Origin of the sequence: Pseudomonas sp. FIP_A4, assembly GCF_036701605.1 — a bacterium.
Lineage (GTDB): Bacteria > Pseudomonadota > Gammaproteobacteria > Pseudomonadales > Pseudomonadaceae > Stutzerimonas > Stutzerimonas phenolilytica.
In genome coordinates this window covers 453,028-472,970 of the sequence record NZ_JAYDXP010000127.1, presented here as the reverse complement: position 1 = coordinate 472,970, position 19,943 = coordinate 453,028, and the positions used below count along the sequence as shown (strand labels likewise).

Sequence of the window (19,943 nt, the reverse complement as noted above, 5' to 3'; positions counted from 1 at the left end):
ACCGACCCCTGCTACCCGGCGTTAGGGAACACTGCGCAGCAGCGGAGCGAGCGATATCGAACGTTCGTTCATGGCGCCGTATCGCAAGCGGAGCTATCGCTGATTTGTGAAGGTCTGCAGCGCGGCCAGCCGACGGGGGATAGCCGCTTCTTTTCCCGCTACGTCTACCACCGGGAGACCCGCAATGGCAGCGACTCGCTGCAGTGCCGCTCGCCTGGGCCGCAGAGCGAGCCGGTATGCGAGCAAACGACAGCCGACGCGAGCTGACCAGACTGCGTGTCCGGCTACTTGATGCCCAGGCGCCTTGCCAGGCGATGCAGATTGCCGGTGTCGAGTTGCAGCTCGCGGGCGGTGGCCGACCAGTTGCCGTTGAAGCTCTCCAGCGTCTGGCGAATCAGGCGCGCCTGGAATTCGTCGAGTGCCTCGCGCAAACCAACGCCGGACAGGCCGGCGGGTGCCGGTGGCAGCTGGCTGACGGTGGCAGTCGGCCCTTCCAGGCAGAAATAGGACGGTTTGAGCAGCACCTCCCCCGTGCCCTGTTCGGCCCGCGCCAGTACCGCCGCGCGGTGGATGGCATGCTCCAGTTCGCGCACGTTGCCAGGCCAGGGGTAGCGCTGCAGCAGCGTCAGCGCGGCCTTGCTCAGCGCCAGTCCGCCGAGGCCCAGCTGGCTGCGGCACCGTTCGCAGAAGAAGCCGCTGAGCAGGGCGATGTCTTCCTGCCGCTCGCGCAGTGCCGGCACCCTGATCGGGAACACGCTGAGGCGGTGGTAGAGGTCGGCACGAAACTCCCCGGCCAGCACCGCGCTTTTCAAGTCACGGTTGGTGGCGGCGAGGATGCGCACGTTGACCTTGAGGCTGCGGTCGTCGCCGATGCGCTGCAGGTCGCCGTACTGCAGCACGCGCAGCAGCTTGGCCTGCAAGGTCAGCGACAGCTCGCCGATCTCGTCGAGAAACAGCGTGCCCTTGTCGGCCATCTCGAACTTGCCGGCGCGGTGGTGTATGGCTCCGGTGAAGGCGCCCTTGACGTGGCCGAACAGCTCGCTTTCGGCCACCGACTCGGGCAGTGCGGCACAGTTCAGGTAGACCAGCGGATGGCCGGCGCGCGGCGAGGCGAGGTGGATGGCCTTGGCCACCAGCTCCTTGCCGACCCCAGTCTCGCCGGTGATCAGCACGTTCAGGTCGGAACCGGCGACCACGCCGATCTCCCTCTTCAGCTGCAACATGCTGGTCGACAGCCCGACGATCTCGTCGGCGCCGGGTTTGTTTGCCGGTGCGTTACTGATGGGTGCCACAGTCTGCTGTTCCAGACGCTCGACCAGCAGCGCATTACTCAGCGCCGCCGAGGCTAGCGCGCCGATCAGGCGCAGTTCCTCGTCGTTGAAGTGATCGAACTGGGCGGGGTCGTAACCGTCGATGGTCAGCGCGCCGATCAGCGTCTGGTTGGCGAACAGGGGCAGGCCGATGCAGGCATGCACCTTGAGCTGCTCGCGGCTCGGCAGGATCAAGTTGTCATAGGGGTCGGGCAACTGACTGTCGGCAGGAAAGCGCACCACGTCACCGGCGCGGGCGATGGCCTCCAGGCGCGGATGCTCGCCGAGGCGGAAGCGCCTCCCGAGCACGTCGGGGGCCAGCCCCTCGATCGCCAGCGGGCGGAACATCTGCCCCTCGTAGCGCAGCAGGGCCAGCGCATTGCACAGCAGCAACTGACGCAGGCTGTTGATCAGTTGCTGGAAACGGTCCTGGTTGGAGATGCCCCACTGCAGGTCGAGTGCGATGCGGGCCAGGCTGTCCATCGAAAGCGCCATCTTCTGTCCTTTTGACTCATATATGTCGATCGGACAATACAAGGGCTTTGTCATTAGGACAAATAGAATGCTAAAAATCGATATATATCAATTGGTTAAGTAATGGCACGGCACCTGCAATAGAGGGTGGGCAGGCTTTTTTATCCACCTCTGCAAGGTAATCCTCCGCATGACGATTTTGCTCAAAGAAAACATCCACTGGGTCGGTCAGCGCGATTGGGAGGTTCGTGACTTTCACGGCACCGAATACAAGACCCTCAAGGGCACCAGCTACAACAGTTATCTGATCCGCGAGGAGAAGACCGTACTGATCGACACCGTCGACCATCGCTTCAGCCGCGAGTTCATCCTCAACCTGGCCAGCCAGATCGACCTGGCGAGCATCGATTACATCGTCATCAACCATGCCGAAGAGGACCACGCCGGCGCGCTGTCCGAGCTGATGGCGCACATCCCGGGCACACCGATCTACTGCACCGCCAACGCCATCGATTCGATCACCGGCCATCACCACCAGCCGCACTGGAACTTCATCCCGGTGAAGACCGGCGACAGCCTGGACATCGGCAATGGCAAGCAACTGGTGTTCATCGAAACGCCGATGCTGCACTGGCCCGACAGTATGATGACCTATCTCAGCGGCGACGCCGTGTTGTTCAGCAACGACGCCTTCGGCCAGCACTATTGCGACGAGCACCTGTTCAACGACGAGGTCGATCAGCAGGAGCTGCTGGAGCAGTGCCTGCGTTATTACGCCAACATCCTCACGCCCTTCAGCCCGCTGGTGACCGCCAAGATCAACGAGGTGCTCGGCTTCAATCTGCCGCTGTCGATGATCGCCACCGCTCACGGCGTGGTCTGGCGCACCGATCCGGCACAGATCATCGGAAAGTATCTGGAGTGGGCCGATCACTATCAGGAGAACCGCATCACCCTGTTCTACGACAGCATGTCGAACAACACCCGGATGATGGCCGACGCTCTGGCCCAAGGCATCCACGAGGCCGATCCGAGCGTGGCGGTGAAGATCTTCAACGTCGCCCGCCACGACAAGAACGAGATCCTTACCCAGGTGTTCCGCTCCAAGGCCATCCTGGTCGGATCCTCGACCATGAATAACGTGATGATGCCGAAGATCGCCGGCATGCTGGAGGAGATCACCGGCCTGCGCTTTCGCAACAAGAAGGCGGCCGCCTTCGGCAGCTACGGTTGGAACGGCGGTGCCGTAGACCGCATCCAGACCCGCCTGATGGATGCCGGCTTCAGCACCTCGCTATCGCTCAAGAGCAAATGGCGCCCCGATGGCAGCGCCCTGGAAGCCTGCCGCGCGCATGGCCGGCAACTGGCGCGCGAATGGGCCTTGAACACACCGCCAGGGGTCAACCCGAGCGCCACGCCCGTCACGCCCGAAGCGGCGATCCCGCCGTCCGTGGTGCGTTCGGGCGACGCCGGCCCGGCCATGCAGTGCAGCGTCTGCCAGTGGGTTTACCGACCTGAACTCGGCGAACCAATCCAAGGCGTCGCTGCCGGTACCCCCTGGAGCGAGGTGCCGGACAATTTCCTCTGCCCCGACTGCAGCCTGGGCAAGGATGTCTTCGACGTGCTGCGGGAGAAAGCCGCATGAGCCGCGAAATCCTCATCATCGGCTCGGGGTTCGCCGCCTGCCAACTGGTCAAGAGCCTGCGCAAACTGGACGTGGAGGTGCCCATCCGCATGCTCACCGCCGACAGCGGCGACGAGTACAACAAGCCGGACATCAGCCATGTATTCAGCCAGGGCCGCAGCAGCGCGGACCTGACCCGTCTGAGCGCCGCACGCTTCGCCGAGCAGTACCAGGTGACCGTGCAGCCCTTCACCCGGGTCGAGTCGATCGACCCGCAGACGCGCCGCGTGCATACCGCCGACGCCAGCCATGCCTACGGCCAACTGGTGCTCGCCACCGGCGCCAATGCCGTGGTGCCGCCCGTGCCGGGTCATGAGCTGCTGCTGACGCTCAACAGCCAGGGCGAGTACCAGGCTGCCGAGGCGCAGCTGCGTGACGCCCGTCGCGTGCTGGTGCTGGGCGCCGGGCTGATCGGCAGCGAGCTGGCGATGGACCTGCACAGCAGCGGCAAGCAGGTGGTGCTGGTCGACCAGGCCAGCAGCGTCCTGGCATCGCTGATGCCGGCGACCGTCAGCGCGCGGCTACAGGCCTGCCTGGTCGGCAGCGGTGTTCAGCTGCGCCTGGGCAGCGGCCTGCAGCGCCTCGAGCGAAGCGGCGACGGCATTCGCGCCTACCTGAACGACGGTCATGTGGTCGACTGCGACAGTGCGATCGCCGCCATCGGCCTGCGCCCCAACGTGGATCTGGCGCGCCGCAGCGGGCTAGCAGTGGGCCGCGGCATTCAGGTCGACCGCCTCCTGCGCAGCAGCGTCGAGCATATCCATGCCTTGGGCGACTGCGCCGAGATCGACGGCCGCGTGCTGCCGTTCCTGCAGCCGACGCAACTGGCAGCCAGTGCCCTTGCCAGGAAGTTGCTCGGTCAACCACAGGCGCTGCAGCTGCCGCCCATGCTGATCCGCGTGAAAACCCCGCGCCTGCCGCTGCAACTGGCCGGCGAGACCACCGGCGACCACCTCGACTGGCAGCTCAGTTTCGACGAACTGGGCATGCTTGCCCGCGCCTTCGATGCGCAAGCGCAACTGCGCGGTTTCGTGGTCAGCGAAGGGCGCCTGCAGGATGCGTTCGCCCTGCTGCGCCAGCTGCCTGGCTGAGGCGCGGCCCGGCTGGCTGCACGATCCAAAGTTTTCTCCTGTGTTGTTGTGGTGCTCCTTTTGGCAGGCTCTTTGAGCCTGCCTTTTTTTATTCCAGCTCGACAAACGCCGTGGGTTTCACCCGCGCGGTGACTTCACTACTGTGCGAAATCCTGCGTGCGTCGTGGCTGCGTTGAACATGAAGTCGAGCCGCTCGGCGTCGCGGATCTTCAGCCGCGTGGCGATGGTGGCGCGCAGCGCCTCGGCACGAGGTCGAGCGGCAATTGCAGTTCGGTGATGCGGACATCGCAGGTGGAAACGGCAAGGCGTGCAGGTTAGCGAGCGGTTCGCGGGCGGTCATTGTGCGGCCGGCCGGGGCGAATTCCTGAAACGCACGGCTATCCTTTTTTATACTTGCCGGCTTTTGCGGGCCGCCGCGCTCGCCATTCAACGAACTAGGGATTTTTCATGCTCAACAACGATGTGCTGCGCAGCCTGCGCTACATCCTCAACGCCAGCGATGCGCAGATGAGCGAGATTGCGGCGCTCGGCGGCTGTGCCACGAGTGAAGGCGAGGTGCGCGCCTGGCTCAAGCGCGAAGACGAGGACGGCTACGCCGAATGCCCGGACCCGGCGATGGCGCGTTTTCTGGATGGCCTGGTGTACTTCAAGCGCGGCAAGGACGACAGCCGTCCGACGCCGCCGCTGGAGCTGCCGGTCAGCAACAACCAGATCCTGAAGAAACTGCGCGTGGCTTTTGAGCTGCGCGACGACGATCTGCAGGCGATCCTGCAGGCGGTGGATTTGCCGCTGTCCAAATCCGAGCTGAACGCGCTGTTCCGCAAGCCCGGGCATAGCAACTATCGCGTCTGCGGCGACCAGCTGCTGCGCAACGTCCTTAAGGGACTGGCGCAGCGCGCAGCCTGATCCAGCGCCCGTCGGCCGCCGGTGACGGGCGCGGTCGACGTCCGGCCTGACTGGCCTATGCTGAGAGTTGAACGACTCATCGGGCACCGTCATGCAGACCATCGCGAGCATCTGCACCTTCTGCGGCGTCGGCTGCGGGCTGGGCCTGCGCGTCGAGGACGGCCGCGTGGTCGGCGTCGAGCCACAACCGGGACATCCGGTGAGCGCCGGGCAGCTGTGTGCCAAGGGCTGGGCCAGCGGTTTCGCCATCGACACCGGCAACCGCCTGCGCATGCCGCTGATCAAGGAGCACGGACAGTTTCGCGAAGCCAGCTGGGACGAGGCGCTGGCGCTGGTGGCCAGCGAGTTCCGTGCGGCGCTGGAAGCAGTCGGGCCGGACGGCGTCGGGGTGATCAGCTGCGCCCACGCCACCAACGAGGATAACTACGCCGCGCAGAAATTCGCCCGCGCGGTGCTCGGCACCGCCAACATCGACCACTGCGCGCGTATCTGCCACAGCCCCTCGGTGGCCGGCCTCAGCCGCACGCTGGGCTCCGGGGCGATGACCAATTCCATCGCCGATGTCGACGAGGCTGACTTGATCCTGGTGATCGGCGCCGACGTCACCGAAAACCACGCGATGATCGGCGCGCGCATGCTGCGGGCGCAGGCCCGCGGCGCCCAGCTGATCGTCGTCGACCCGCGACGCACCCGCCTGGCGCGGCTGGCCGACCAGCACGTGCAGCTACGCGTGGGCAGCAACATCGCGCTGCTCAACGGGTTGCTGCACATCATCTTCGCCAACGGCTGGGAGGACCGCGACTTCCTCGCCTGCCGCTGCGACAACGAGGCGGCGTTGCGCGCCCATGTGCGCGACCTCACCCCGGAGATCATCAGCGCGCAGACCGGCGTGCCGGTGCTGGCGCTGATCGAGCTGGCGCGCACCTACAGCCAGGCGCGGCGCGCCTTCATCGCCTACGGCATGGGCATCACCCAGTTCCAGAGCGGCACGCACAACGTCATCGCGGTGGCCAACCTGGCGCTGGTCTGCGGCCAGCTCGGCCGGCCGGGCACCGGGGTCAATCCGTTGCGCGGACAGAACAACGTGCAGGGCGCCTGCGACATGGGCTGCCTGCCGGACGTCTACCCCGGCTACCAGAAGGTCAGCGACCCGGAGGTGCGCGAGAAATTCGCCCGCGCCTGGGGCGTGGAGCAGCCGCCGGCGCCCGGGCTGACCTCGCTGGGCATGAGCGAGGCGGCGCTGCGCGGCGAGTTCCGCGCGCTCATGGTGCTCGGCGAGGAACTGGTGGTCACCGACCCGGACCAGCACAAGCTGGCCCGCGCGCTACAGGCGCTGGATTTCCTGGTGGTGGTCGAGCTGACCCTGAGCGAGACCGCGCGCTTCGCCGACGTGGTGTTGCCCGCCGCGTCGTTCGCCGAGAAGGACGGCACCTTCAGCAACTGCGAGCGGCGCATGCAGCTGCTGCACAAGGCCATCGAACCGCCCGGGCAGGCGCGGGCGGACTGGCAGATCCTCGCCGCGCTGGCCGAGCGCATGGGCTACGCGGGCATGCGCTGGACCAGCGCGGCGGAGGTGTTCGCCGAAATGGCCGCGCTGGCGCCGCTGTTCAGCGCCATCAGCCACGCGCGGCTGGCGCCGGCGGGCGGGCTGCAATGGCCGTGCGACGAGGCGCACCCGGCCGGCACGGCGATCCTCCACCGGCACTGTTTCCCGCGTGGCCGCGCGCAGCTGATCCCGGTGTCGCAGGTCGAACCGGACGAATGCCCGGATGCCGACTACCCATTCTGTTTCACCACCCAGCGTCTGCACTTCCACTACGGCGGCGGGGCGATGACGCGCAAGTCTCCGCTGCTGGAGCGGGAGATTCCCGCCGGCCTGCTGTTCATCCACCCGCAGGACGCCGCGCGGCTGGGCCTGGACGAGGCGCAGGGCGTGCGCGTGGCGTCGCGCCGCGGCGTCTTGGAAACGCGTGCGCACCTGACCGACGACGTGCCGCCGGGCACCGTCGCCATGCCCTATCACTTCCGCGAGGCGCCCTGTAACCGGCTGACCAACAGCGCGCAGGACCCGATCAGCCACATGCCGGAGCTCAAGGCCTGCGCTGTGGCGCTGACGCCGTTGCCGCCCGGCCAGGTGCCGCGCATCGAGCTGGAACGCCCGCAGGAGGCCGCGCATGCACGCCTATGAGCTGGATCGTCCCGAGCGCCTGCGTGCCCATCTGGCGTGCACGCGACAGCTCTACCAACCGCTGGCGGACGGGCAGGGCACGCTGCGCTGGCAACTGCTGAGCGCTGATGACGATCGACCGTTCATGATGCCGGCCGAGCCGCCGGTGTTCTCGGCCAAGGCGTTCTTCTTCGCCGAGCGCGAGGCGCTGTTTCGCTACGAGAATGGCCAGTTCATCGCGCTGCCGCCGGCGGTGCGTCCGCAGGTGCTGTTCGGCCTCGCCGCCTGCGATCTGACGGCGGTGGCCTATCAGGACCGCTTCTTCGCCGCCGACCCGCATTACCAGGCGCGCCGCGCGGCGACCCTGCTGGTCGGAGTGGATTGCGTGCACAGCTGCCGGCACGGCTTCTGCGCGATGATGGACAGCGGCCCTGAGGTGCGGCCACACACCGCCGATCTGATCCTCTGCCCGCTGGAGCAGCGCTGGTTGCTGCTGGTCGCCTCCGAGCAGGGCGAGCGGGCGCTGACGGGCCTGGCGCTTACGCCCGCGCCGGCGGACTGGGCGCAGCAGCGCGACGCCCAGGCGATGCAGGTGGCCGTCGAGCAGGGCGAACAGGCTGAGATCGCGCTCGGCTGCGCGGCGCTCAATGGCGAAACCGCCGATAGCCAGACCTGGGAAGCACTGGGCCTGCGCTGTCTGGGTTGCTCCGGGTGCACCTCGGTGTGCCCGACCTGTTCCTGCTTCGCGCCGCTGCAGCAGCCAAGCGCGGGTGGCGTGGTGCAGGAGCGCGTGTGGGATTCCTGCCTGTATCAGGGCTTCCAGAAGGAGGCTAGCGGGCACAACCCCAGCGCCACACCGGGCCAGCGCGTGCAGCGCTTCTGGTACCACAAGTTCGGCGATGACTTTCGCCAGCGCTTCGGCCGCGACGGCTGTGTCGGTTGCGGACGCTGCGATGCGGTGTGCCCCGGCGGTATCGGCGTGCACCAGGTGATGAAGAGGATCGGCCAGCCATGATCGACCTGACGCCACGGCCCATGCGCCTGCTGGACTGCTACGACGATGGCGAGGCGGCGCGGCACTTCGCCTTCGCCATCGAACCGCTGGCCGACGAGCCGGTGGTGCAGCCCGGGCAGTTCTTCATGCTTGCTTTGCCGGGCGTGGGCGAGGCGGCCTTCACCTATGTCAGCCCGCCGGATGCCGACGGCCGCTTCAGCGCGCTGATCCGCCAGACCGGCACACTTACCGCGGCGCTGTTCGCCCTCGCGCCGGGCGCCGTGCTCGGCTATCGCGGGCCGTTTGGTCGCGGTTGGCCTGCGGTCGAACCGGGCGAGCGGCTGCTGCTGGTGGCCGGCGGCTGCGGGCTGGCGCCATTGGCCGGGTTGATCGACAGTACCGATGGCGAGCTGCAGTTGATCTACGCTGCGCGCAATCGCGCCTATCAGGTGCTGGCGCGCGAACGGGCGCGCTGGCGCGGGCGCCTGAGGCTGGTCGAGACGCTCGACCAGGGCAATGACGGCCTGCCCCAGGGCAGTCCGCTGGAGGCGCTGGCGTGGGCGCTGAATGAAGCCGAGGTGCCGACCAAGGTGCTTTGCTGCGGGCCGGAGCCGCTGATGCTGGCGGTAGCGCGCCGCTGTATCGACCAGGGCCTGGCGGCCAGCCGGATCTGGCTGTCGCTGGAGCGGCGCATGCATTGCGGTGTGGGGCTGTGCGGGCACTGCTACATCGGCAGCAGCTATGCCTGCGTCGACGGGCCGACCTATCGCTACGATGAGTACCTGCGGCTGCTGGCGGCCAGCGGCCAGGCCGCGGCGACCTGCCTGCCGCCGCAGCCCTGCTGAGCGCGCTCAGTCGCGCTGCCAGTGGATGTCGACGTAGTACTCCTCGTGGTTGTAGTGGATTTGCAATTCACCGTCGTAGGCCGCCTCCAGCGCGTGGCCGATGCGCTGAGCCAGGTGCAGGCCGGTGGTGGTCACATCCAGGCCGTCGGCGCTGTCGCTGATGGCGATCAGCCGTTCCAGCGGATGCTCGCTCTTCTCCAGCTCCTCGGTGTTGCGGACCAGCCCGCACAGCTCATCGGCATGCTGCTTGACGAAGGCTCCGCGCAGGCTGACCGTGCCGGCCGGCACGTTCTCGGCGATGCGCTGGCAGGCTGGGCAGGTGGCCTCTTCCGCGTTGCTCGCGTCGACCAGACCGTGCCAGGTCCAGCGCCCGGCCTGGTAGGCCGCGCCGCACTGTGGGCATAGCGTGTCGCTGCGCTGGTGCCAGGGTCTGAGGTAGGGATCGTGGTGTTCGGGTTTGAGCAGCTTGTCGCTGATGCTTTGACGATGCTTGTCCATGTCGAAGTCTCAACACGGTGTGAAAGGGCTATTTCAGCGTAGTCCAGCGGCGCCATCGTGCAGCTCGTCCGTGGCAGATCGCAGGGTGCCGCGGATTTGCCGACAGCCGTGCATTCCTGAGCCAGACTGAATAGGTCTGTCCGCCGAGGAGGTCTGCTTATGTCACCGACCATTCCCTTCCCCGATCGCGTCGAGGCCGGTCGGGCGCTGGCCGAGCAACTGGCGCAATCCGGCGACTGGCCCGACGCGCTGGTACTCGCCCTGCCGCGCGGTGGCGTGCCGGTCGCCTTCGAGGTCGCTGAACGGCTCGGCCTGAAGCTGGACATCCTCGTCGTGCGCAAGCTCGGCGCACCGGGCAATCGCGAACTGGCGATGGGCGCTATCGCCAGCGGCGGCGTGCGGGTGATGAACGAGGACATCGTGCGTTATACCCAGGCCTCGCAGGCCGAAATCGACGGCACCATCGCCCGCGAAAGCCACGAACTGCAGCGTCGCGAACAGGCCTATCGGGGCCAGCATCCGCGCCCGGCGGTGGAGGGGCGCACGGTGATTCTGGTGGACGACGGTCTGGCCACCGGCGCGACCATGCGCGCGGCGGTACGGGCGGTGCGCGCGATGGGTGCCGGGCGCGTGGTGGTGGCCGTGCCGGTGGCGGCACCGGAGAGCGTTGCGCAGCTCGCGCAGCTGGCCGAGCAGGTCGTCTGCGTGCACCAGCCGCACGATCTCTACGCGATCGGCCGCTGGTATGTGAACTTCGACCAGACCTCGGACGCCGAGGTCGTGGAGCTGCTGCAGCGCGCCTGGAACCGGGGAGGGCAGCGCCCATGAATACTGCTGGCGCGATACCCATGCGCTTTACCCTCGGCAAGGCGCGGCTGCACGGTGAGCTCTGCGTGCCGGCGAACGCCGGCGGCCTGGTGGTGTTCGTCCACGGCAGTGGCAGCAGCCGGCACAGCCCGCGCAACCAGCGCGTGGCGCGGGCGTTCAACACGCGCGGGCTGGCGACGCTGCTGTTCGACCTGCTCACCGAGCATGAACAGCCGCTCGACGAGCTCACCCGCCAGCTGCGCTTCGATATTCCGCTGCTCAGCCAGCGCCTGACCGGGGTGATCGACCAGCTGCGTCAGGACGAATCGTTGCGCGCGCTGCGCATCGGCCTGTTCGGTGCCAGTACCGGTGCCGCCGCGGCGCTGATCACCGCGGCGTCGCGCCCGGCGGACATTGCGGCGGTGGTATCGCGTGGCGGCCGGGTCGATCTGGCCGAGCATTCGCTGGCGCAGGTTGGCGTGCCGACGCTGTTCATCGTCGGTGGCCGGGATGGCGAAGTGTTGGCGCTCAACCGGGCAGCGCTCGAATATCTGCCGGGTGTGCGTCGGCTGGAGGTGGTGGCCGGCGCGACGCACCTGTTCGACGAGCCGGGCACGCTGGATGAAGTGACCCGGCTGGCTGGCGACTGGTTCATCGAGCATCTGGCCGGTGGCGCGCCGGCGCCGGGCTGACACTGCCTCAGGCGACCACTTCGCCTTCGCGCGGCGGCAGCGCGGGTGGGGTTTCGTCTTCCTCCTGCGGCCAGCGGCGTTCCAGCAACGGCTGTTCGACATCGTCGATCCACCAGTGCAGTTCGGCGCTGATCTGGCCGTCCTGCGCCACGCCGAGGCGGTTGCGCAGCGGGCACTGACGGGTGGCGCCGGCCACCAGCGCGCCGGCCTGGTCGCTGCGCGAGGTGCCGGCCCGGCTGTGCGAGCGGACCTGCAGCCGGTAGCGCACGCGCTGACCGCTACCCTGGAAGCACAGCGCCAGCTCCACGCGCTGCTCGGCGACGCCGCGCAGCTCCAGGCTGGCATCCACTGCGGGTGCCACTGCGGGCGCCGTGGCGGCGAGCCACTGGGCGAGAATCAGGTCGAGCATCCGTTCTGCCTCCTCGAAAGGCACCGCTCGGCAGTACCGGGCGGTGCGCAGCCAATCCGTGGCGCGGCGGGCGTGGCGTCACTGCTGGACGATGGTCGCCTGGTTGCCGTTGCCGTTCTGCTGGATCAGGGCACTGTGACCAGTGTAGACGCCGGCCGCCATGCTCTGACGGATGACCGCTTCGTTGGCGCTGCCGAGCTGGCTGATCTCAGCCTGATGGTTCTCGTAGCCCTGCTCGATGCGGGCCAGGTTGTCGTCGCCGTTCTGCACCACGCTGGCGCGGTTCAGCGCATGCGACTGGCTGATCTCGACCGCGTTGCGATTGCCGCTCGTGCTGCCCTCGATGCGCGAGCCGTAGCCGGTCTGCGCCACGTCGAGGCGGTTGTCGTTGCCACGCTGGGCGAAGTCGAGTTCGTTGTGGTAGCTGTCCTGGCGGATCGCCGCGCTGTTCAGCACCCCGCTCTGTTCGAGGCGCAGGCGATTGCCATCGCCTTGCTCGATCACCGCCAGGTTGGCATCGCCATCCTGCGCCACCGCCAGCGTCGAACCTTCGTAAAAGCCCTGCTGGGCGACGCTCAGCAGATTGCCGACGCCGATCTGGCTGACCTCGGCGCTGGCGAAGCCGGTCTGCTGCACGCGGATGAGGTTGTCCTCGCCCAGGCTGCGTGCCTGCAGCACGTTGGCCCGCCCGCTCTGCTCTACTTCGATGGTATTGCCGGCGCCCTGCTGGTAGATGGCGGCTTGGTTGAAATGGCTATCGGCGACCTGCTGTACGCGGGCGTCGTTGCCTTCGCCCAGTTGCTGGATCAGCGCACTGTTGCCTTCGCCGCTCTGCTGGAGGTCGCTGGTATTGCCGTCGCCGGACTGCAGCTGCTCGGCGCGTGCGTCTATGGCCTGGCTTTGCGTCACGCTGGCGAGGTTGGCGCTGCCGTCCTGTTCCTGACGCGCGCTGTTTTCGGCGAGCGCAGCGGTGGCACCGAACAACAGGAGCAGGGCGAATGACGAAGTTCTGAACATGGGTGATTCCTCGGGCGACGGGTGGTCAGGCGCGGCATTCGTCCCAGTCGAGGCGGCTGCGCAGCAGGTAGGCCGCCTCGGCCCGGTTGGATGCACCGATCTTGCGCAGCAGGTTGTGGATGTGACTCTTGATGGTGTGCGGGCTCAGGCACAGCTGCTCGGCGATTTCCGCATTCGACAGGCCCTTGCCGGCCAGCGTGAGAATTTCCCGCTCGCGCAGGGTCAGCGTGGCCTTGCTCTCGGCCAGCCGGCGCATCCGCCGCAGCTGGCCGAGCAGGCGCTCCATCAGCAGACGCGGCAGCCAGTCGCCGCCGGCGAGCAGCATGCCGATGCCCTTGAGCAGATGCTCGCGGGTGGCGTGGCTGTAGAACACGCCGCGTATGCCGGGATGTTTGTCGAGCAGCTGCTCGGCCTGCTGCGGAACGATGTTCACCAGCGCCAGCGGCGCCCGCTCGTCGAGCTGATCGATCAGATCGGACAGCTCTTCGGTCTGCGCCTGGCCGGCATCGACGAGGATCAGATCCGCGCGTGCCTCCGGCGCCTGGCGGAAATCGGCCAGACGGACGTTCAGTTGCGCCTGCTCGCCCAGAAAGTGGCGGAAGAACAGCCCCAGCAGTTCATTGCCGGTCAGCAGCGTGACGGTCGGCGCGTGGGCGTCCTGCGTACGATCCTCATCCATGTTCGGTACCTGGTCAGTCGAGCGGGGAGTGGTGGAAAAAGTTAATAAGCGACCAGCACTCTGTGGCGAAGTTCAGTTGTGGTGCGGGAAACGGTCGCCATCGTGATGGCAATCAGTACCAAGATTGCTATCACCGAGAGCGAACGCTTAAGCCGTCCGCAGACCGCCCGGTCGATTCCGGCGCGATGAAACCTTGTGCGTTCGCCGTTGCCCGAACTTAGGCAACCCCCTCACAGAGGTGACGATCATGAAGCTGATTCAGATGACCGCACTGACGCTTGCCGCCCTGCTGGCCGCTGGCGTGCAGGCCGCTCCCGACAACGCCAACAGCCGCTCGGAGAACGGCCAGGAGGCGATGGAGGAAAGCGCCCACGGCGGCGATTACAGCGGCAAGGGCTTTGGCAGCGCAGCGCAGAATTCCGCCACCGGCAAGGGTGGCAGCACCGATACCCAGGGCACCGGCAACGATGGCTCCAAGGCCACGGAAATCGACCAGGGTGCCGACGGCAAGCCGCACGGCGCGCCGGGCAGCACCGGTACGGGCGGCGAAGGCGGCGCGCGCGGCGCCTATTGAGGCGGGAATGAAAAAGCCGCCCGGAGGGGCGGCTTTCGGTGTGGCCTGGATCAGGGCAGGGTGAACAGCACCTTGACCGAGCTGTTGACCGCGGCGCTGTCGACATAGCCGATGGCATCGGCTTCGGCGCCGACCTTGGTCACCACGGCGGCATCGTCGGCGACGCTGGGCAGCGGCTGGCCCTTGCCGGTGAAGATCAGCCCGGACCAGTAGGACTTCAGCTGCGACTCGTTCTTGCTGGTCACACCGGCGTAGAAGGATTCCTTGACCGGATTCCAGCCGGCCTGGTCGACGCCCTTCATGGACTTGTCCTTGCCGAGGAAGATGTTGGCGACGTCCGACTGCGACGGCGTCTTGGCCGCGGCGGAATTGACGATCACCGCGACTTCGGCCTGTGCCAGGGAAACCGCGCCGAGCAGCGCGGCGGCGGTGAGGATGCGAAGGGATGCTTTCATCGGGACGCTCCTCAGAAGACGAAATCGACGCCGACGGAAACGATGTCGCCGTCGTAGTTGCGGGCCGGAGCGCCGCCGAGTGCACCACCGAAGCGGCTGTGGACTTCGTTGTCGAAGACTTCCTGCGCGTTGCGGGTGAACACGCCGTCGTAGCCGTTCTGGGTGTCGACGCGCTTGTACTCGCCCTTGACCACCACAGTCGGCGCCGCCTGGTAGTTCAGGCCCAGCGTCCAGGAACTCTGGCGACCGCCGTTGTCGTCCAGCTGCGCGTAGGTGACGTGCGGCAGGAAATCACCGAAGCGGCGACCACCCATCAGGTAGAACGAGTCGATCGCTTCCATACCGTCGTTCTCGATCATGCGCGAGGTCCACTCGTTGTTGCTGACCCAGGTGCCGTTGTCGTACTGGTAGCCGATCGAGGTGAACTTGCCCTTTTCCTTGTCCAGCACCAGCAGCGAAAGGTTGTCGTTCGGATTGCCGGTGAGGTAGTTGTTCACGGTGCCGTTGATATCGGTGGTGATATCCGCTTCGACGTAACCGATGCGCAGCGTGCCGAACTGGTTGGTGGCCAGGCTGACGCTGGCGCCGAACAGCTTGTCGTAGTCGATATCGAACTGGTCGTCGTAGGCGTAGTAGTCGCGGTTCTTGGCCTGGCCGCCGGCGAGCTGGAAGGTCACCGAGCCGTAGGACAGCGGCACGGTGTAGACCGCGTCGAGACCTTCGTAGTTGGTCACCTGCACCTGGCTGTAGACCTCGTCGGGCAGGCGCAGCCACGGGTAGCTGTAACCCACGTCGAGGCTTTCGGAATACATGTAGACCGGGCTGCGCAGGCGGCCGGCGCGCAGCATCAGCTGGTCGGTGGTCTGCCAGGACAGGTAGGCCCACTCCAGGTTGGCCTTCCACTCGTCCTGCTGCGCCTTGGCGGTGGCCTGTACGGTCACGCCGACGGTGTCGGTGAGGCCATAGCTCAGCTGCGCGCCGAACTTGGACAGCTGATCGCCGCGCCAGGAATCGTTGGTCTGGCCGTTGATGCCGTAGCTGCGGCCGTCATCCTCACCGCCCAGGTGAGTGACGCCGACGGTCCCGAAACCGTTGAAACGGTGTTCACCCTGTTCCAGGGCGAAGGCCGGGGTGGCGGCCAGGCAGATGGCTGCCAGACCGGCGACACGAAGTGCAGTCATGTGATGCTCCAGAAGGTTAAACGCGGAATTGATTGGTGGCGGCGCGCAGGTGGTCTCCGGTCGTCACCAGCTGCTCGCCCAGGCGGGCGGTGGCTTCGGCGCCGTTGGCGGTTGCTTGTGCGTCCTGCTGCAACACTTGGGTTTCTTGTTGGATGGAACTCGACAGGCCGATCTGCTCCTGAGTGAACTGGGCGATGCCGGCGTTGAGTTCGTCGATCTGGTTGACCGTACGGGCGATGGTTTGCAGCAGCTCGGTGGCCTCGACCGAGCGCTGGATGCTGGCGCGGGATTTCTCGCCATTGCTGGTCATCACGTTGAGCACCGTGTTGGCGCTGTTCTGCAGGCGCTGAATGATCTGCTGAATCTCGGCGGTGGACGCGGCGGTTTTCTGCGCCAGGTTGCGCACCTCGTCGGCGACCACGGCGAAACCGCGGCCCTGCTCGCCGGCGCGGGCCGCTTCGATGGCGGCGTTCAGCGCCAGCAGGTTGGTCTGTTCGGCGATGCTGCGGATCACGGTCAGCACCGAGCCGACTTCCTGGGTTTCTTCTTCCAGCTGCTCCATCGCCTTGACCGCGCCCATCACGCTGTCGCCCAGGTCGCTGATGCCGGTCGACAGGCTGCTGACGTGCTCGCGCGCGCTGGCGGTCTGGCGCGCCGCGGCGTTGGCCTGATCGGAGGCCTGCCGCGAACGCTGCGCCACTTCCTGAATGCTGCCGGTCATGGTGAGGATGTCGCGGGTGATCGAGTCGGTGTGGTGCTGCTGCGACTTGGCATTCTCTTCCGCGCCCTGGGTGAGCTGGTACAGCTCCTTGGAAACCTGGCCGAGCGGGTTGGCTGCCTCGATGATCTGGCGGATGGTGCCCTGCAGCTTGTCGAGAAAGCCGTTGAACAGCTCGATCATGGCGCCGATCTCGTCGTTCGACTCGACGTTGACGCGCTGGCTCAGGTCGCCGTCGCCGCGGGCGATCGATTGCAGCGAGGCGATCACGCCGCGCACGTTGGCCATCACGCTGCGGATCACCAGCCAGGCGCCGAGCCCCACCAGCACCACCAGCACCAGGCTGATGACGATGCCCAGGCGCGTGGTGGCCGCATTGGTCTCGCGGGTCTGTGCCAGGGTCTGCTGGAAGTCGCCGTAGGCCTGCGCGCGGAAGGTGCTGCCCAGCTGCTGGGCCTGGGCCAGCTCGCTGGCCATGCGGTCGAGGCTCGGGCGCAGATCGTCGAACGAGGCGCTGCCGTCGATCAGCTTGCCGGAGGCGGCGAGGGCGTTGTCGGCATAGCCGCGCACCGCCGTGCGCCACTCCTCCAGCGCCTGTTGCTGGGCGCGCTGGTCGGCCAGCAGCGTGGCCAGCGACTGCTGTTGCGTGTCGATCTGCTGCAGTACCTGGCGCGCCTCGTCGAGCACGCCGGGTTCGCCGGCGGCCACGGCGTTGTTCAACAACGCCGGCACGCGGGAGAACTGGAAGATCACTGCGTCGGTCTTTTCCAGCGTCGGGTAGCTGCGGGTTTCCAGCCGCTCCAGCCGGGAGTCGGTCGCCGAGAGTTGCAGCGAGGTGTAGAGGACGTACAGCACCAGCCCGAACAGCGCCACGGCGGGGACCAGGGACAATTTGGCGGTCAGCGAGAAATTCTTCAGCATGCGTCGACTCCGGTGCAGGCCGTGGAAAGTGATAGCCAAAAGCCAGCCTGGTCGAGATTGTGACTGAAGAGGCAAGTCGGGTCACGTTACGGATTGTAAAACGCCTGATATTTAACGCCGGGAAACCGACAGGCATAAAAAAACCGCCCCGGGGGGCGGTTCTTGTGTCGCGTTGATGCGGGTTACAGGCCGTTCTTGGCCTTGAACTCGCGACGGCGGCGATGCAGCACTGGCTCGGTGTAGCCGTTGGGCTGCTTGGTGCCTTCGAGGACCAACTCCAGGGCCGCCTGGAAGGCCACGCTGTTGTCGAAGTCCGGCGCCATCGGGCGATACAGCGGGTCGCCTTCGTTCTGGCGGTCAACCACGGCGGCCATGCGCTTGAGGCTCTCGACCACCTGCTCCTGGGTCACCACGCCGTGGCGCATCCAGTTGGCCACGTGCTGGCTGGAAATGCGCAGGGTGGCGCGGTCTTCCATCAGCGCGATGTCGTTGATGTCCGGCACCTTGGAGCAGCCGACGCCCTGTTCGACCCAGCGGACCATGTAGCCGAGGATGCCCTGCGAGTTGTTGTCCAGCTCGTTGCGCTTCTCTTCCTCGCTCCAGTTGGTGTCCTGCGCCAGCGGCAGGGTGAGGATGTCGTCGATGGACGCCTTCTCGCGCTTGGCCAGCTCGGCCTGGCGCGCCTGCACGTCGACCTTGTGGTAGTGCATGGCGTGCAGGGTGGCGGCGGTCGGCGACGGGACCCAGGCGGTGTTGGCGCCGGCCATGGGGTGGCCGACCTTCTGCTCGAGCATCGCCGCCATCAGGTCGGGCATGGCCCACATGCCCTTGCCGATCTGCGCCTTGCCCTGCAGGCCGCAGGCCAGACCGACGTCGACGTTGTTGTTCTCGTAGGCGCTGATCCACTTCTCGGCCTTCATGGCGGCCTTGCGTACCACCGGGCCGGCTTCCATGGAGGTGTGGATTTCGTCGCCGGTGCGGTCGAGGAAGCCGGTGTTGATGAACACCACGCGCTCGCGCGCTTCCTTGATGCAGGCCTTGAGGTTGATCGTGGTACGACGCTCCTCGTCCATGATGCCGACCTTCAGGGTGTTACGCGGCAGGCCGAGGACGTCCTCGACACGGCCGAACAGCTCGGTGGCGAAGGCGACTTCTTCCGGGCCGTGCATCTTCGGCTTGACGATGTAGACCGAGCCGGTGCGGGTGTTCTTGCGGGTGGTGTTGCCCTTGAGGTTGTGCATCGCGCACAGGCTGGTGAAGAGACCGTCGAGGATGCCTTCCGGCACTTCGTTGCCGTCCTTGTCGAGGATGGCGTCGTTGGTCATCAGGTGGCCGACGTTACGCACGAACAGCAGCGAACGGCCGTGCAGGGTCAGCTCGCCGTTGCCGTCGGCCTTGGTGTAGACGCGGTCCGGGTTCATCGCGCGGGTGATGCGCTTGCCGCCCTTTTCCAGCTCCTCGACCAGGTCGCCCTTCATCAGGCCGAGCCAGTTGCGGTAGACGACGGTCTTGTCGTCGGCGTCGACGGCGGCGATGGAGTCTTCGCAGTCCATGATGGTGGTCAGCGCCGCTTCCATCAGGATGTCTTTCACGCCGGCGGCGTCGGTCTGGCCGATCGGGCTGGACGGGTCGATCTGGATCTCGAAGTGGATGCCGTGGTTCTTCAGCAGCACGGCGACCGGTGCGCCGGCCTCGCCCTGGAAGCCCTGCAGCTGCGCCGGGTTCTTCAGGCCGGTGGTGCTGCCGTTCTTCAGTGCGACGACCAGCTTGCCGCCTTCGATGCGGTAGCCGGTGGAATCGACGTGCGAGCCGCTTTCCAGCGGCGCGGCTTCATCGAGGAAGTTGCGCGCGTAGGCGATGACCTTGTTGCCGCGGATCTCGTTGTAGCCCGGGCCCTTGGTCGCGCCGCCTTCTTCGGAGATCGCGTCGGTGCCGTAGAGGGCGTCGTACAGCGAGCCCCAGCGAGCGTTGGCGGCGTTCAGCGCGAAGCGCGCGTTCATGATCGGCACCACCAGCTGCGGGCCGGCCATGGCGGCGATTTCTTCGTCGACGTTCTGCGTGGTGGCCTGGAAGTCTTCGGCTTCCGGCAGCAGGTAGCCGATTTCCTGCAGGAAGGCCTTGTAGGCGACGGCATCGTGAGCCTGACCGGCACGCGCCTGGTGCCAGGCGTCGATCTTGGCCTGCAGTTCGTCACGCTTGGCGAGCAGCGCGCGGTTCTTCGGCGCCAGGTCGTGGATGACGCGATCAGCGCCGGCCCAGAAGGCCGCGGCATCGACGCCAGTACCGGGAATCGCTTCGTTGTTCACGAAGTCGTACAGGACTTTGGCGACCTGCAGGCCACCGACTTGAACGCGCTCAGTCATTACTCGCCTCACTTGGTTCTTCTTTCAAAACTGTCGGATGCAATTTCTTGTAGTCCGGGTCGGCGGATACTACATGAAGCGCCGGGGAAAATCAGTCCGCTGAAAGTGGCGCTTTCCTGCCGCGCGGCGATGGCCGGTTGTGCCCGGCGCCGGCCGCT

General features: G+C 66.6%; 18 protein-coding genes. 9 read left to right on the top strand and 9 right to left on the bottom strand.

Annotated elements, in window-relative coordinates; genetic code table 11:
- Positions 1–284: 284 nt before the first annotated feature.
- Entirely contained in the window at positions 285–1,805 is a 1,521-nt protein-coding gene (norR, locus tag U8L64_RS17560; RefSeq protein WP_043295415.1) for a nitric oxide reductase transcriptional regulator NorR, read from the bottom strand.
- Between the two features lie 169 nt (positions 1,806–1,974).
- Between norR and norV the strand changes: the two genes are divergently transcribed.
- The 6 genes from norV to U8L64_RS17530 all read left to right on the top strand — a co-directional run bounded on the left by norV (position 1,975) and on the right by U8L64_RS17530 (position 9,471).
- Positions 1,975–3,429 carry an anaerobic nitric oxide reductase flavorubredoxin gene (gene norV, locus U8L64_RS17555; RefSeq protein ID WP_333398385.1) on the top strand — a complete coding sequence of 485 codons (1,455 nt, stop codon included), beginning with the start codon at positions 1,975–1,977 and terminating at the stop codon, positions 3,427–3,429.
- The gene (gene norW, locus U8L64_RS17550; protein ID WP_333398384.1) at positions 3,426–4,559 is read left to right on the top strand and encodes an NADH:flavorubredoxin reductase NorW; all 1,134 of its coding nucleotides are present in this window, start codon (positions 3,426–3,428) and stop codon (positions 4,557–4,559) included. Before norV ends, norW begins: the two co-directional genes overlap by 4 nt.
- Before the next feature lie 447 nt (positions 4,560–5,006).
- The gene (locus U8L64_RS17545; protein WP_043295418.1) at positions 5,007–5,465 is read left to right on the top strand and encodes a DUF1456 family protein; all 459 of its coding nucleotides are present in this window, start codon (positions 5,007–5,009) and stop codon (positions 5,463–5,465) included.
- Between the two features lie 91 nt (positions 5,466–5,556).
- A complete protein-coding gene (gene fdhF, locus U8L64_RS17540; RefSeq protein WP_333398383.1) occupies positions 5,557–7,653 on the top strand; it encodes a formate dehydrogenase subunit alpha in 2,097 nt (698 codons plus the stop codon).
- Positions 7,640–8,647, top strand: coding sequence for a 4Fe-4S dicluster domain-containing protein (locus U8L64_RS17535; protein ID WP_333398382.1), 1,008 nt, complete (start codon positions 7,640–7,642; stop codon positions 8,645–8,647). Before fdhF ends, U8L64_RS17535 begins: the two co-directional genes overlap by 14 nt.
- On the top strand, positions 8,644–9,471 hold the full coding sequence (locus tag U8L64_RS17530; RefSeq protein WP_333398381.1) for an FAD/NAD(P)-binding protein: 828 nt from the start codon (positions 8,644–8,646) through the stop codon (positions 9,469–9,471). Before U8L64_RS17535 ends, U8L64_RS17530 begins: the two co-directional genes overlap by 4 nt.
- 6 nt (positions 9,472–9,477) lie before the next feature.
- Here U8L64_RS17530 and U8L64_RS17525 read toward each other — a convergent pair whose 3' ends face one another.
- Positions 9,478–9,969 (bottom strand): BCAM0308 family protein, encoded by a 492-nt coding sequence (locus U8L64_RS17525; RefSeq protein ID WP_008569490.1) that lies wholly within the window; start codon positions 9,967–9,969, stop codon positions 9,478–9,480.
- A 159-nt stretch (positions 9,970–10,128) separates the two neighbouring features.
- Between U8L64_RS17525 and U8L64_RS17520 the strand changes: the two genes are divergently transcribed.
- On the top strand, positions 10,129–10,797 hold the full coding sequence (locus U8L64_RS17520) for a phosphoribosyltransferase (protein WP_333398380.1): 669 nt from the start codon (positions 10,129–10,131) through the stop codon (positions 10,795–10,797).
- Positions 10,794–11,468 (top strand): dienelactone hydrolase family protein, encoded by a 675-nt coding sequence (locus U8L64_RS17515; protein WP_081002754.1) that lies wholly within the window; start codon positions 10,794–10,796, stop codon positions 11,466–11,468. The genes U8L64_RS17520 and U8L64_RS17515 overlap by 4 nt, the downstream gene beginning before the upstream one ends.
- Positions 11,469–11,475: 7 nt before the next feature.
- Here U8L64_RS17515 and U8L64_RS17510 read toward each other — a convergent pair whose 3' ends face one another.
- From U8L64_RS17510 to U8L64_RS17500, 3 genes are all read right to left on the bottom strand, one after another.
- Positions 11,476–11,877 (bottom strand): hypothetical protein, encoded by a 402-nt coding sequence (locus tag U8L64_RS17510; RefSeq protein WP_333398379.1) that lies wholly within the window; start codon positions 11,875–11,877, stop codon positions 11,476–11,478.
- A gap of 78 nt (positions 11,878–11,955) precedes the next feature.
- Positions 11,956–12,894 (bottom strand): hypothetical protein, encoded by a 939-nt coding sequence (locus tag U8L64_RS17505; protein ID WP_333398378.1) that lies wholly within the window; start codon positions 12,892–12,894, stop codon positions 11,956–11,958.
- A gap of 25 nt (positions 12,895–12,919) precedes the next feature.
- Positions 12,920–13,501: a helix-turn-helix transcriptional regulator gene (locus tag U8L64_RS17500; protein WP_333398635.1), complete on the bottom strand. Its 582-nt coding sequence runs from the start codon at positions 13,499–13,501 to the stop codon at positions 12,920–12,922.
- Between the two features lie 319 nt (positions 13,502–13,820).
- Here U8L64_RS17500 and U8L64_RS17495 point away from each other — a divergent pair, with 319 nt between their 5' ends.
- Positions 13,821–14,147 (top strand): hypothetical protein, encoded by a 327-nt coding sequence (locus U8L64_RS17495; RefSeq protein ID WP_333398377.1) that lies wholly within the window; start codon positions 13,821–13,823, stop codon positions 14,145–14,147.
- 50 nt (positions 14,148–14,197) lie between these two features.
- Here the strand turns inward: U8L64_RS17495 and U8L64_RS17490 are convergent, their stop codons facing one another.
- The 4 genes from U8L64_RS17490 to U8L64_RS17475 form a co-directional block, all read right to left on the bottom strand.
- Positions 14,198–14,602: a phosphate ABC transporter substrate-binding protein gene (locus tag U8L64_RS17490; RefSeq protein ID WP_333398376.1), complete on the bottom strand. Its 405-nt coding sequence runs from the start codon at positions 14,600–14,602 to the stop codon at positions 14,198–14,200.
- 11 nt (positions 14,603–14,613) lie between these two features.
- Positions 14,614–15,783, bottom strand: a complete 1,170-nt coding sequence (locus U8L64_RS17485) for a hypothetical protein (protein ID WP_333398375.1) — start codon at positions 15,781–15,783, stop codon at positions 14,614–14,616.
- A gap of 16 nt (positions 15,784–15,799) precedes the next feature.
- Positions 15,800–17,422 carry a methyl-accepting chemotaxis protein gene (locus U8L64_RS17480; RefSeq protein WP_054094013.1) on the bottom strand — a complete coding sequence of 541 codons (1,623 nt, stop codon included), beginning with the start codon at positions 17,420–17,422 and terminating at the stop codon, positions 15,800–15,802.
- A gap of 182 nt (positions 17,423–17,604) precedes the next feature.
- Complete coding sequence (locus U8L64_RS17475; RefSeq protein WP_138300560.1) at positions 17,605–19,785, bottom strand: malate synthase G; 2,181 nt, start codon at positions 19,783–19,785, stop codon at positions 17,605–17,607.
- Positions 19,786–19,943: the final 158 nt, after the last annotated feature.